This is a genomic window from Serratia sp. H1w (genome assembly GCF_000633355.1).
Taxonomy (GTDB): Bacteria; Pseudomonadota; Gammaproteobacteria; order Enterobacterales; family Enterobacteriaceae; genus Chania.
On the sequence record NZ_AYMQ01000040.1, the window covers coordinates 63,596 to 77,719 of the forward strand.

Genomic DNA, 14,124 nt, shown 5'->3' on the forward strand with positions numbered 1-14,124 from the left:
CATTGTGGCCGGAACCTCGGGCGTGGCTAGCTACGCCCCTTATCTCCGTAAAGACGTTTTTACCGAATTTCAGGAGTGATAATGCAGGTTTTACACGTATGTTCCGAGATGTTCCCACTGCTTAAAACCGGCGGGCTTGCAGACGTGGTTGGCGCATTACCGACGGCGCAGATTGCCGCAGGAGCTGATGTTCGGGTGCTATTGCCGGCGTTTCCTGACGTGCGTAACGGGATCCCGGATACGGTACTGGTTGCCGAGATCGACTCTTTTGCCGGGCGCGTAGGCCTGCGTTATGGCACCTACCATGGCGTGGGCGTTTACCTGGTTGATGCCCCCTGGTTGTACGATCGGCCGGGCAGTCCTTATCACGATCAGTCGATGAATGCGTACCCAGACAACCACCGCCGTTTCGCTTTGCTGGGCTGGATGGCCTGTGAACTGGCGAAAGGGTTGGATCATTATTGGCGGCCAAAACTGGTACACGCCCACGACTGGCATGCGGGATTGGCCTGCGCCTATCTGGCGGCCAACGGCCATCCGGCTCGCTCGATCTTCACCGTCCACAATCTGGCCTATCAGGGGTTGTTCTCCGCCCATCATATGTCGGAGCTGTGGTTGCCATCGTCATTCATGAATATCTATGGCCTGGAGTTTTATGGCCAGATGTCCTTCCTCAAGGCAGGTCTGTACTACGCCGACCATATCACCGCCGTCAGCCCGACCTATGCGCGTGAAATTACGCAACCGGAGTTTGGTTACGGTATGGAAGGGCTACTACAGGAGCGGCAGCGGCAGGGGAGATTGAGCGGCATTCTCAACGGCGTTGATGACAAGATTTGGGACCCATCGCACGATGCGCGGCTGGCGGCCCGCTACGACGCCGACAGCCTGAAAAACAAGGCCAAGAATAAGGTTCATCTGCAAAAAGCCATGGGGTTACACGTAGATGAATCGTTGCCGCTGTTTGCGGTAGTCAGCCGTTTGACCAACCAGAAAGGGTTGGATCTGGTGTTGGAAGCCCTGCCAGCCTTGCTGGAACAGGGCGGCCAGCTGGTGGTGCTGGGGGCGGGTGATGCGGTATTACAGCAGGCTTTCCTGGCCGCTGCGGCCGATTACCCGGAGCAGGTTGGCGTGCAGATTGGCTACCATGAGGCGTTCTCTCACCGAATTATCGGCGGTGCGGATGTGATCCTGGTGCCCAGCCGCTTTGAGCCTTGCGGGTTAACGCAACTCTATGGCCTGAAATACGGCACGCTGCCACTGGTGCGCCGCACCGGGGGACTGGCGGATACGGTGGTGGACTGCGCGTTGGAGTTCCTGGCAGACGGTTCCGCCAGTGGGTTTGTGTTTGATAATTGTGATGCGGGCGCTCTGAGCAATGCCATCCGGCGTGCTCTGGTGCTGTGGAGTCGGCCGAAGCATTGGCATCATGTGCAACGCCATGCCATGAGTCTGGATTTTGGCTGGCAAGTCGCGGCAAAGGAATACTTGTCGCTCTATCAACGCTTGTTGTAATCACGTACTTGGGATTGAACTACTATGACTTCACCGTTTAGTTACACCTCACCCACGGTCAGTGTTGAAGCGCTGAAACATTCCATCGCCTATAAACTGATGTTTATTGTCGGTAAGGATCCGGCTATCGCCACCCAACACGACTGGCTTAACGCCGTGTTGTTTGCAGTGCGCGACAGGATGGTGGAACGTTGGTTGCGATCCAATCGCGCCCAGCTTTCACAAGATGTCCGGCAGGTATATTACCTGTCGATGGAGTTTCTGCTTGGCCGTACGCTATCGAATGCGCTGTTATCGATGGGGATTTACCAGGATATCGAAGATGCGCTCGATGAGATGGGCCTGAACCTGAGCGAACTGCTTGAGGAAGAGAACGATCCTGGCCTGGGCAATGGCGGTCTGGGGCGGTTGGCTGCCTGCTTCCTGGATTCGTTGGCCACGTTGGCTCTGCCTGGCCGGGGCTACGGTATCCGCTACGAATACGGCATGTTCAAGCAGAACATCGTCAATGGCCAACAGATGGAGTCGCCAGATTACTGGCTGGAATACGGCAACCCATGGGAATTCCCGCGCCACAATACCCGCTATAAAGTGCGTTTTGGTGGCCGCGTTCAGCAGGAAGGGGCGAAGGCCCGCTGGGTGGAAACCGAAGAGATTATCGCTATCGCCTACGATCAGGTGATCCCGGGCTTTGATACCGATGCGACCAACACGCTGCGTTTGTGGAGCGCGCAGGCCAGTAATGAAATCAACCTGGGCAAGTTTAACCAGGGGGATTATTTTGCCGCTGTAGAAGATAAAAACCACTCCGAGAACGTATCGCGAGTGCTCTATCCTGATGACTCCACCTACTCCGGGCGTGAACTGCGCCTGCGGCAGGAATATTTCCTGGTTTCAGCGACTACCCAAGACATCCTCAACCGTCATTGGACGATGCACAAAACCTTCGACAATCTGGCCGACAAGATTGCCATCCACCTCAACGATACTCACCCGGTGTTGTCGATCCCTGAACTGATGCACCTGCTGATTGATGAGCACAAATTCAGCTGGCTGGACGCCTGGGAAGTGGTGGAAAAAGTGTTCTCCTACACCAACCACACCTTGATGAGTGAAGCGCTGGAAACCTGGCCAGTCGAGATGTTAGGCAAGATCCTGCCGCGCCATCTGCAATTGATCTTCGAAATCAACGACCATTTCCTCAAGCAGGTACAGCAAGTGGTGCCGGGTGATAATGAATTACTGGCACGGGTTTCCATCATCGATGAAACCAACGGGCGTAGGGTGCGGATGGCGTGGTTGGCAGTGGTGGCCAGCCATAAGGTGAATGGCGTGTCGGCATTGCACTCCGAGCTGATGGTGCAGTCCTTGTTTGCCGACTTTGCTCGCGTATTCCCCGATCGTTTCTGCAATAAAACCAACGGGGTAACGCCGCGCCGCTGGCTGGGGCTGGCTAACCGGCCATTATCCAAAGTGCTGGATGACAGCATCGGCCATAACTGGCGTACCGATCTCAGTCAACTTGGTGAGATCAAAGCCAACGCGGATTATCCGAGCTTCTTGCAGGCCGTACAGGCTGCCAAGCGGCAGAACAAAGAACGGCTGGCGGCTTATATCGCTAAAAAGCTCAACGTGGTGGTGAACCCCGACGCGTTGTTCGACGTACAGATCAAGCGGATCCACGAATATAAGCGACAATTGCTGAACGTCTTGCATGTGATCACACGTTATAACCGCTTGTTGCAGGATCCCGATGTTAAACGCGTGCCGCGCGTGGTGATCTTTGCGGGTAAAGCCGCTTCGGCCTATTACGCCGCCAAGCAGATCATTCGCTTGATCAACGATGTGGCTAAGGTGATCAACAACGATCCGCGCGTGCATGATGATTTGAAGGTGGTGTTTATCCCTAACTACGGGGTGAGTCTGGCACAGATGATCATTCCGGCGGCCGATCTCTCCGAGCAGATCTCACTGGCGGGCACCGAAGCTTCGGGCACCAGCAACATGAAGTTTGCCCTCAACGGTGCCTTGACCATTGGTACGCTGGATGGGGCCAACGTCGAAATGCGGGAGCACGTCGGCGAAGAGAACATCTTTATCTTTGGCAATACCGCCGATCAGGTGGAGGCGCTGCGCCGCGATGGGTATAACCCGCGTCAGTATTTTGAACAGGATGAAGAGCTGCATCTGGCGTTGACGCAGATCGCTACCGGTGCGTTCAGCCCTGAGGAGCCTAAGCGCTACAGCAGCCTGTTCGATTCACTGGTCAATCTTGGCGATCACTATCAGCTGCTGGCCGACTATCGCAGCTATGTGGATACCCAGGATAAGGTGGATGAGGTGTATCTCAATCAGGACGATTGGACCAAGCGCGCGATACTGAACATTGCCAATATGGGCTATTTCTCTTCCGACCGGACGATCCAGGAGTACGCGGATGAGATTTGGCATATCAAGCCGATAAAGCTGTAATAGATAAGGGCCGGATATCCGGCCCTTACTTTTAGTTCGTTGTGTAGGGGCGCTGCTGCGCCCGTTTACTTACATTCAAATCAAGAAGCCAATGACAGCGCCTTTGGTTTGGCGTTTTCTGCCAGCCAGGTTTTCACCCGTGCCTGCTGCTCTTCGCTGAGCCACATGCCCAGCTTGGTGCGGCGCCACAGAGCATCATCCAGCTCGACAACCCACTCTTTTTCCACCAGATAACGCAGTTCAGCCTCATACAGGTCATGGCCGAAGTCTTCACCCAAATCGTTCAGGCTATTGGCATTGGCCAGGATGATTTCGCTGTGGCTGCCATAGGTACGGGCGTAACGACGGGCCAGAGATTCGGTCATCCAGCCGTGCTGGCGGCGCAGTTTGGCGGCATAGCTGTCGCGATCGCCATCAATATTGCCCCCTGGCAGGGAACCGTTTTTGGTCCACGCCGGGCCGCAGCCTGGGTAGTAGTGAGCCAGCTTCTCCATCGCATGTTCGGCCAGCTTGCGATAGGTCGTCAGCTTACCGCCGAACACGGAAAGTAGTGGGGCTTTGCCCTGCTCGTCATGCACATCCAGCGTATAGTCGCGAGTTACGGCCTGTGGTGAATCAGATTCATCATCACACAGTGGGCGCACGCCGGAGTAGGTCCAGACGATGTCATCACGGCCCAGTTGTTTCTTGAAGTGGTCGTTATACACCTTCAACAGATAGTCGATTTCGTTATCGTCGATCTTCACGTCTTTCGGATCGCCGTGGTACTCCACGTCGGTAGTACCGATGATGGAGAACTCGTCCAGCCACGGGATGACGAACACAATACGGTGATCTTCGTTCTGCAAGATATAAGACTGCGGCTGGTTGTGCGCCCGTGGTACCACGATATGGCTACCTTTGATCAGGCGGATACCGTAAGGAGACTTGAGCTTCAGGCCATCGTCGAAGAAGTGTTTTACCCATGGGCCAGTGGCGTTGACCAGGCCTTTGGCGCGCCAGGTAAAGGTTTTTCCGCTGTCGACATCGGTAGCTTCCACCATCCACAGGCCATTTTCACGCCAGGCGCGGGTCACTTTGGTACGGGTGCGAACTTCGCCACCGCGTTCGGCCACGGCTTGGGCGTTTAATACCACCAGGCGCGCATCGTCTACCCAGCAGTCAGAATATTCGAAACCGCGCTTTAATTCCGGCTTCAGCACGGATTCTGGTCCAAAGCGCAAACCTTTACTGCCCGGTAGGCTGGTGCGTTTACCCAAATGATCGTACAGGAACAGGCCGGTGCGGATCATCCAGGCCGGGCGCAGATGGGGCTGGTGCGGCAGGCGGAAGCGCATTGGGAAGGCGATATGCGGTGCCAGTTTCAGCAGCACCTCACGTTCGGCCAGTGCTTCGCTGACCAGACGGAATTCGTAGTGTTCCAGGTAGCGCAGGCCACCGTGGATCAGTTTTGAACTGGCGGAAGACGTAGCGCAGGCCAAGTCTTGCGCTTCCAGCAGCAGTACGGACAGCCCACGCCCGGCTGCATCGGCTGCGATGCCGGCTCCGTTGATACCGCCGCCGATAACGATCAAGTCTTTGGTTTCCACGTTTACTTCCTCCTGGTGTTCGAAATAGCTCTTTTATGTTCGTTTTCGCTCATTATTGTAATCGGAAACCAACAAGCAAGCCAAGAGTTAACCAAACAAAAACATTCTTGCGTGATAGAGGTAACAGTTTGGTGATAGTAGATATACAAATAGCATGGGTATTAGGGCGTTGTTTTGGGAAAGCCCCTCACCCCAACCCTCTCCCACGGAGGGAGCGAGAACGCCATAAGCTCTTGTTAGAGGGAGAGGGAGTCAGTCCGGTGTTGTGGGTAAGCCGGTGCTGCTGCGGAAAGTGTGGGGAGGTTCAGCGGACTCGATCGGTTCCCTCTCCTTGTGGGAGAGGGTTAGGGTGAGGGGCGATCAGCAGAGTTCCAGCTGCACGTCGTACTGCTCGATGATTTTCATCACGCTCGGCGGTGGAGCCTGATCGGTAAACAGGTAGTCGATCAGGTTCATATTACCCAGGTTGACCATCGCGTTACGGCCAAACTTGGAGTGGTCGGTAACCAGCATCACGCAGCGCGAGTTTTCGATAATCGCGCGTTTGGTTCGCACTTCGTGATAGTCGAATTCGAGTAGGGAACCATCCATATCGATACCGCTGATGCCGAGAATGCCGAAATCGAGGCGGAACTGGGAGATAAAGTCCAGCGTGGCCTCGCCCGTGATGCCGCCATCACGGGTACGAACTTCGCCACCGGCGAGGATCAGGCGGAAATCCTCTTTGGCGGTGAGCAGGGTGGCCACGTTCAGGTTGTTGGTGACGACCCGCAGATTTTTATGGCCCATCAGTGCGTGAGCGACCGCTTCCGGCGTGGTGCCGATATCGATAAACAGCGTGGCTCCGTCCGGGATCTGGCTGGCAACGCGCTGGGCGATGCGGGCTTTCTCTTCCGACCACATCACCTTGCGATCGTGATATGCGGCGTTCACCGAACTGGAAGGTAATGCTGCGCCACCGTGATGGCGCTGTATTTTGTTCTGATCGGCCAGGTCATTCAAATCACGGCGAATGGTCTGCGGGCTGACGGCGAAATGTTCCACCAACTCTTCCGTGCTGACATAACCCTGCACGCGCACCAATTCGATAATTGCGTCATGACGCTGTGTTTGCTTCACGATAATCCCCTAATACACCGATGTGCCTGGTTGTTATTGTTCGTTGTGCGCGCGATGCCGCGTGTCCCAGAATGCCATTAATAACCCTATCACTAAACCGGCAACGTGTGCCGCATTGGCGATCGACATTCCTAAAATATCGAAATAACCGGCCACCAACCAGAGCGCGGAAAAGACCATCAAGCCCCGTGGCAGATTCAAACCGCGTTCCGGTGCGCGTTCTCCGCTCAGCCAGACGTAGCCCATCAGAGCGTAAACCACCCCGGAAAGCCCGCCGAACAGCGCACCGCTGAATAATGACTGCGCCCAACCGCTGAAAAAGGCCGACACTACGGCGATCACAAACAGCTTGCCGGTGCCGAGGCGTTTTTCCAGTGGACCACCAAGATACCACCACCACATCAGGTTAAAGGTAATGTGCAGCAGCGAGAAGTGTAGAAATGCGTGGCTGACCCAGCGCCACAGCTGGCCGTATTGCGAGCTGTTTTGCGGCCAGGAGAGCCAGAACATGACGGTATCATCACCCAGTACCTGCATCAGGATGTAGACCAGAATGCACAGGCCCATCACCGTCAATGTCAGCGGCCCGGCCTTGCTGCGGATGATTTGCAGATAGGAAAACTGTTGGTATTGCAGACCGGCATCGGTGCTGCCTGCCTGCCAACTGGCGGCCTGATAGCGGCGATTGAGCGGATCGAGCAGAAACTGTTGCAGTTCGTGTTGCACCTGCTCCAGATGAGCTTCGTCCGCCAGCCAGATTTCGGCGGCATCGCCCGTGGCGCGAACTTCAAGCACAACCCCTTGCGTGGCCATGTAATCGACAAAGGCCTGCGCCAGGCGAGGGTTGGATACGGCGATCACTCGAACCATAGATTTTCCGTCTAAGTAGATGACTTTGGCCATGGGCAAAACCGCCGATGGCATTGGCGGCTGATTATACCGTTGAAAACCTGAACACAGGGAAGGGATCTGACAAAAACAGTACGGAATACAGCAATTGGCCACCCAGGCAGGCGGCCTAAAGGAGATTAAGCGGAGGTCTCAACGTCCTGTGGGAACTGGCGGGCCCAGGCTTCAAAACCGCCATCAATGCTGTAAACCGCATCAAACCCCTGATGCAGCAGATACTGTGCGGCACTGCGGCTGCTGTTGCCGTGGTAACACATTACCATCACCGGGCGATCGAACTCGTTCTGCTGCATAAATGCGGACAGGGTGGCGTTGGTGAGATGAAAAGCGCCCGGCGTATGCCCGGCTTCAAAGCTTTGTGGATCGCGGATATCAACCAGCGCGGCACTGCCGTCTTTCAGGCGTTGATGCGCCTGCACAACGTCGATCGTTTCAAACTGTTCCATAACTGCAAAATACCGGGTAATGGGCTAATACCGGTATTGTATCCAACTTTTGCAGAATTAAGACCAGAGCAACGGCAGGGTTTTTATACCCGTCGTCTTTCAAGCTGCAGCGTTGTTACCTGCGCTCACTCACCCCAGTCACTTACTAAAAGTAAGCTCCTGGGGATGAGTGAGCTTGTCGCCTAGCTGCAACTCGAAATCCATAGGGTATGCCAGTATTTGAATTCGAGCCTGACAAGGGACGCCAGCAGCGAAAAGCGTTATCACCAGCGATAGCTCACACCTAAAGTGCCGCCGTAATCCTGGTAGCTGTTGGCCCCCATAGTGACGCCGCCCTCAAACCAAATCTGCATGCTGGCACTGCTCGGTGTCTGCAAGCCCAGCTTTACCTCGAACAAATTATCCAGGGAGTGGGTCTCTACTCGCGTATCATTAAAACTGACGGCGTTATTACCATTAAAGTGCCACCAGTTGGTCGCTAGATAGGCGGTAGTATTATCTTCCTGATCGCTGTACCAGCGAATACCGACACGCGACGTAAAGTCTGGTACATCGGCCTGATGAATATAAACCCCGGTCGGATCCTGATAATCATCGGCATCGAAGCGGTTATAAATAATTTGTAGCTGCGGCTCGATAATCAACTCGAGTGTCGAGAAGGGCTGCAAGGCATAACCGGTTTCCACAGAGACGCTAAAGCCTGTGCTGTCATAATCCTGTTTGCCTTGGGCATAGGTTACGCTGTTGTTAAACCAGGCATATTGCAGCCAGGAATCTACATACGCCCCGGAGTGGTTTTTCTTATCCTGATACCAGGTGCTGTAAGCGCCGATTGAATAACCGTCGACCTTGCCTTCGGACGAGTTTGTGGCGTTGTTAGCACTGCTCTTGGCGTGGCCGTAGCCAGTCATCAGGCCTGCCGTCCACTCTTCCTTATTGTTCTCCAAGGCCAACAAATCTCCGCCCAGCATAAAGACCTGGCGATCGGTATCGACAGATAAGCCGTTATCGCTAATGCTCAGATCCTTGCTGTGATAGCCAGAACCTCGCACCCAGAATTGGCTGTCACCTGGCGCGACCTTTCTTTGGTGCAGGGTATGAGAAAATAAGGTTGATGCGGCAACCTGATTGCCCAGATAAACCCCGGCATCGGGCCGATAACTATAACCGATTATTGGATCTGCGCTTGCCAATGTCGGGGGGAAAATCAGATAAACCCCTGTTATCATAAGTATTTTCTTACTCATTGCCACAATCCCAACTCCATATGGAAATTTGCCGCAATAGTACCCAGATGAAACGACAATGTCATGAAAAAACAGGTCGGTTTTAGATTAAAAATAAGCTATTTTGCACGACCTATTTATTTGGTGGATGTTTTAGGCCTTATATTCACTTTAATTTATAGATATATTTAATAACAGCAAGATTATGGGTCATCCTGGAAAAATTCCCAGGATGACAGAAATAAAAGTGAGGCCTGGCGTAAAGCTTAAACCAGCTGCACATCGACCCCTTGTTGGCGTAGTTGTTCGACTATCGCCGGATCGGCATCGCGCCCGGTAATGACGATATCGATCTGCTCGGTGCGGCTGAACAGCATACCCGCGCGTTGGCCGACTTTGCTGCTGTCCACCAACACCACCAGCTTACCGACATAGTTCAGCATCTTCTGCTCGGCCATGGCGGTGAGCATATCGGTTTTATACAACCCGTCGCTGGTGAGGCCGATACCGCTGGTGAACATCCAGTGCCCGGCATACAGGGTGGCATCGCCGTCTTGGGGAGCCAGGGTGATCGACTGACTTTTATTATACTGGCCGCCCATAATCACCACGCTTTCGTGTTCACGTTCGATCAGATAGTTGGCCAGCGGCAGGTAGTTGGTGATCACCTGCACTTCTTTACCGCACATCTCGCGCCCCAGCAGGAACGCAGTGGAACCACAGTTGATCACTACGCTCTCTCCCGCCTGGCAAAGCTGTGCGGCCGCTTTGGCGATGCGCATCTTCTCGTCCAGATGCTGAGTCTGATGAATATTGAGCGGTGTCCAGGTGGGGCGCGGGGTGCTGGTGGCTTCGGCACCGTTACGCACCTTGCGCAACTTACCGGTCTCATTGAGCTTGTTGATGTCGCGGCGCGCCGTTGCCGGTGAGATCTCAAAGGCGCTAATCACATCGGCCACGGAGATTTGCCCCTTACGCTGTAAGAGATCGAGAATGGCATTATGGCGCTGGGATTCGGTCATGCGGGCTCCGTCGGGAAATGAGAACGTTACCCCATAATCAGGGGATATGCCGTGATTATATGCGCACCTGCTGACGATTTGAATCATCCGTGTGCAGAAGTGCGCATAAAGCTGCGTCGGCGTCCCGTTCTCAAGCTTAACCTTTACAGGAAGGATTTAAACGGCAGATCCGGCTCAAGGGTAAAGCAATCGTCAAAGCCGCGCGGATAGTGGTATTCAAAGTTGTCTTTATCCAGCGGCCAGGTGAATTTGCCCCCCACCTGCCAGATAAACGGCTTGAAGCCATACTTCAGCCGGTCTTTTTTCATTTCCCACAGCACGCGGATTTCCTGCGGATCGGCCTGGAAATTCGACCAGATATCATGATGGAACGGGATCACTACCTTGGCATTCAGCGATTCTGCCATGCGCAGAATGTCGGCGCTGGTCATTTTATCGGTGATACCGCGTGGGTTTTCGCCATAGGAGCCGAGCGCCACGTCTATCTGGTGATCGTTGCCGTGCTTGGCGTAATAGTTGGAGTAGTGGGAATCCCCGCTGTGGTAAAGATTGCCGCCAGGGGTCTTGAACAGGTAGTTGACCGCCCGCTGATCCATGCCGTCTGGCAGCATGCCCGCTGCTTTTTGCTCCACCGGCAAGGTGATCAGCGCTGTGCGGTCGAAGGCATCCAATGCGTGGATCTCTACGTCTTTGATTTTAATGATGTCACCAGGTTTCACCACGATGCAGCGCTCTGCCGGTACGCCCCAGCCAAGCCAGATATCCACGCAGCTCTGCGGCCCAATAAAGGGCACCGTAGCGGCACAGTTCTGCATCACCGCGGCAGCGACGTTGACGTCGATATGGTCGTTATGATCGTGAGTGGCCAGTACCGCATCAATCTGTTTGATGGCAAAGGGATCGAGAACGAACGGCGTGGTGCGCAGATTGGGCTGCAACTTTTTCACCCCGGCCATGCGTTGCATCTGGTGGCCGGTTTTCATCAGTGGATTGCCGTGGCTCTGCTTGCCGGTGCCGCACCAGAAATCGACGCACAGGTTGGCATTTTCCTCTGATTTTAACCAGATACCGGTGCACCCCAGCCACCACATGGCGAAGGTGCCTGGTGCCACCTGTTCCTGTTCAATCTCTTCATTCAGCCAGGAACCCCACTCCGGGAAGGTATTCAGGATCCATGACTGGCGGGTAATGGTAGCGACTTTACTCATGATTTATTCCTCATCATCAGGGTTTTTCATATCATATGTAATCACAAATTATCATTTAATGATTTTTTGTGACTTGTTTTGCTGAATCTAGCACCGTTTGTGCGTGCTGACAACCGGTGTTTAAGCGCTCGAAAACGGGGTTTTAGGCACCATTCACCGACCTTATGTTCAGAGGTTCATTTATTAACTTGTATTTAATTCAATGAGTAATGGAATTGTTGTCAACTTAGTTCGTTGAATGCACAGATTTTTTCCATATAACTTGCGAGGTTGTTCACAAATAATCATTTATGATCTTTTGGTGATTCACTGTGATTGCTATGGTAAGCCTGTCCCTGCGTTACGGTGACGTACTGATCTAGCGACCAGTGGCGTTCCCTACGGCGCATAAACGCTACATGGAGAGCCGTATGGAAACCCTCTACACCATCTTCACCGTATTTTTTAATCAGGTGATGACCAACGCCCCGCTGCTACTGGGCCTGGTCACGCTGCTGGGCTATCTGTTGCTGCGCAAGAGCGCGGCGGTGATCATCAAAGGCACCATCAAAACCATCATCGGTTTTATGCTGCTGCAAGCCGGTTCCGGCATCCTGACCGGCACCTTCAAACCCGTAGTGGCCAAGCTTTCCGAGGTTTATGGCATCAACGGTGCCATCTCCGACACTTACGCCTCAATGATGGCGACCATTGAACGGATGGGGGATGCCTACAGTTGGGTGGGCTATGCGGTATTGCTGGCACTGGCGCTGAATATTGTCTATGTCTTGCTGAGGCGCATCACCGGCATCCGCACCATCATGCTGACGGGCCATATCATGTTCCAGCAGGTGGGGCTGATCGCGGTGTTCTTCTACATCTCGGGCTACGACATGTGGACCACCGTATTGTGTAGCGCCCTGATCGCCTCGCTGTACTGGGGGATCACTTCCAACATGATGTTCAAGCCAACCCAGTCGGTGACGGAAAACAGCGGTTTTTCCATCGGTCACCAACAGCAGTTTGCCTCCTGGGTAGCCTATAAGGTGGCACCTTATCTCGGTAAGAAAGAGGACAGCGTGGAAGACCTCAAGCTGCCCGGTTGGCTGAATATCTTCCATGACAATATCGTTTCTACCGCCATTGTGATGACGGTGTTCTTTGGCATCATTCTCTGCTCCTTCGGGCTGGATACCCTGCAACAGATGGCGGGTAAAACCCATTGGACGATCTACATCCTGCAAACCGGCCTGATGTTCGCCGTCGCCATCTTCATCATCGTGCAGGGCGTGCGGATGTTCGTTGCCGAACTGACCGAAGCCTTCAACGGCATCTCTCAACGTCTGATCCCTGGGGCCGTGCTGGCCATCGACTGCGCCGCCATTTACAGCTTTGCGCCCAATGCCGTGGTGTGGGGCTTTATGTGGGGCACTGTGGGGCAACTGATCGCCGTGGGCGTACTGCTGGCGGTTGGCTCCTCCATCATGATCATTCCCGGTTTTATTCCCATGTTCTTCTCCAACGCCACCATTGGCGTGTTTGCCAACCATTTCGGCGGCTGGCGTGCGGCGATGAAGATTTGCCTGGTGATGGGGATGATCGAAATCTTTGGCTGCGTGTGGGCTATCAAACTGACCGGGCTGAGTGCCTGGATGGGCATGGCGGATTGGTCAATTCTGGCACCGCCGCTGATGCAGGGCCTGAGCTTCGGCCTGTGGTTTATGGGCGTGGTGGTGATTATCGCGCTGCTGTACATGTTCTTCGCCGGGCGCACGTTGCGCGCGGAAGAAGATGCGGAAAAACAACTCACTGAATCGGCTTCAAACTAACTGGAGAGCACATCATGACGGTACGAATTCTGGCGGTATGCGGTTGTGGGCAAGGCAGTTCCATGATCATGAAAATGAAAGTCGACCAGTTCCTCACTCAGCAGGGCGTAGATCATACGGTCAACAGCTGCGCAGTGGGCGAGTACAAATCCGAACTCAGCGGCGCCGACATCATTATTGCTTCCACCCACGTGGCGGATGAGATCACCGTAAGTGGTAACAAGTATGTGGTGGGGGTACGCAACATGCTGTCGGCCGCAGACTTCGGCCCCAAGCTGATGGACGTGATCGGCGCTCATTTCCCCAAAGACATCAAGTGAGGCAACGGCCATGAAGCTGAGTGATTCGCTGGCGCATAACCAGTCGATTTTGTTGCAGGCAGAGGCGCAAGACTGGCAGCAGGCGGTGAAGATTGGCGTCGATCTGCTGGTGGAGGCTGGCGTAGTAGAACCGCGTTATTTCAACGCCATTCTGGCCGGGGTTGAGCAGTTTGGCCCTTATTTTATCTTGGCTCCGGGGCTGGCTATGCCCCACGGCAGGCCGGAGGAAGGGGTATTAAAAACCGGCTTTGCTCTGGTCACGCTAAAAACGCCGGTCTGTTTTGGCGATGAGGACAACGACCCGATCGACATTTTGATCACCATGGCGGCGGTAGATGCCAAAACGCATCAGGAGGTCGGCATCTTACAGGTGGTTAACCTGTTCGAGGACGAGGCCAACTTCGATCGCCTGCGGGCCTGCCGCACGCCACAGCAGGTGCTGGATTTGATTAACCTGACTTCTGCCGCAGCGGCAGAACACTAAGGAGAG

General features: G+C 54.3%; 12 protein-coding genes. 5 read left to right on the top strand and 7 right to left on the bottom strand.

Annotation, left to right across the window (positions count from 1 at the left end; genetic code table 11):
* Positions 1-81: 81 nt before the first annotated feature.
* Together glgA and glgP are read left to right on the top strand one after the other, a co-directional pair.
* Complete coding sequence (gene glgA, locus U869_RS0107270; protein WP_025119269.1) at positions 82-1,515, top strand: glycogen synthase GlgA; 1,434 nt, start codon at positions 82-84, stop codon at positions 1,513-1,515.
* Between the two features lie 24 nt (positions 1,516-1,539).
* Complete coding sequence (gene glgP, locus U869_RS0107275; RefSeq protein WP_025119268.1) at positions 1,540-3,987, top strand: glycogen phosphorylase; 2,448 nt, start codon at positions 1,540-1,542, stop codon at positions 3,985-3,987.
* A gap of 80 nt (positions 3,988-4,067) precedes the next feature.
* On the opposite strand, the gene glpD is transcribed toward glgP, so the two are convergent.
* From glpD to ulaG, 7 genes are all read right to left on the bottom strand, one after another.
* A complete protein-coding gene (gene glpD, locus U869_RS0107280; RefSeq protein WP_025119267.1) occupies positions 4,068-5,576 on the bottom strand; it encodes a glycerol-3-phosphate dehydrogenase in 1,509 nt (502 codons plus the stop codon).
* Positions 5,577-5,936: 360 nt separating this feature from the next.
* Positions 5,937-6,695: a DeoR/GlpR family transcriptional regulator gene (locus U869_RS0107285; protein WP_025123964.1), complete on the bottom strand. Its 759-nt coding sequence runs from the start codon at positions 6,693-6,695 to the stop codon at positions 5,937-5,939.
* A gap of 33 nt (positions 6,696-6,728) precedes the next feature.
* On the bottom strand, positions 6,729-7,565 hold the full coding sequence (gene glpG / locus U869_RS0107290; protein ID WP_025119265.1) for a rhomboid family intramembrane serine protease GlpG: 837 nt from the start codon (positions 7,563-7,565) through the stop codon (positions 6,729-6,731).
* Positions 7,566-7,723: 158 nt separating this feature from the next.
* The gene (gene glpE, locus U869_RS0107295; protein WP_021807441.1) at positions 7,724-8,050 is read right to left on the bottom strand and encodes a thiosulfate sulfurtransferase GlpE; all 327 of its coding nucleotides are present in this window, start codon (positions 8,048-8,050) and stop codon (positions 7,724-7,726) included.
* Positions 8,051-8,313: 263 nt separating this feature from the next.
* On the bottom strand, positions 8,314-9,279 hold the full coding sequence (locus U869_RS0107305) for an autotransporter outer membrane beta-barrel domain-containing protein (RefSeq protein WP_025119264.1): 966 nt from the start codon (positions 9,277-9,279) through the stop codon (positions 8,314-8,316).
* 263 nt (positions 9,280-9,542) lie between these two features.
* Positions 9,543-10,298: an HTH-type transcriptional regulator UlaR gene (ulaR, locus tag U869_RS0107310; RefSeq protein WP_025119263.1), complete on the bottom strand. Its 756-nt coding sequence runs from the start codon at positions 10,296-10,298 to the stop codon at positions 9,543-9,545.
* A gap of 143 nt (positions 10,299-10,441) precedes the next feature.
* Positions 10,442-11,506: an L-ascorbate 6-phosphate lactonase gene (gene ulaG / locus U869_RS0107315; RefSeq protein WP_025119262.1), complete on the bottom strand. Its 1,065-nt coding sequence runs from the start codon at positions 11,504-11,506 to the stop codon at positions 10,442-10,444.
* 410 nt (positions 11,507-11,916) lie between these two features.
* On the opposite strand from ulaG, the gene ulaA reads away from it, so the two are divergent.
* From ulaA to ulaC, 3 genes are read left to right on the top strand one after another with little or no spacing between them, the layout of a single operon-like run.
* The gene (gene ulaA, locus U869_RS0107320) at positions 11,917-13,314 is read left to right on the top strand and encodes a PTS ascorbate transporter subunit IIC (RefSeq protein ID WP_025119261.1); all 1,398 of its coding nucleotides are present in this window, start codon (positions 11,917-11,919) and stop codon (positions 13,312-13,314) included.
* Between the two features lie 14 nt (positions 13,315-13,328).
* Positions 13,329-13,634, top strand: a complete 306-nt coding sequence (gene ulaB / locus U869_RS0107325) for a PTS ascorbate transporter subunit IIB (RefSeq protein WP_025119260.1) — start codon at positions 13,329-13,331, stop codon at positions 13,632-13,634.
* A 10-nt stretch (positions 13,635-13,644) separates the two neighbouring features.
* Entirely contained in the window at positions 13,645-14,118 is a 474-nt protein-coding gene (ulaC, locus tag U869_RS0107330; RefSeq protein WP_025119259.1) for a PTS ascorbate transporter subunit IIA, read from the top strand.
* Positions 14,119-14,124: the final 6 nt, after the last annotated feature.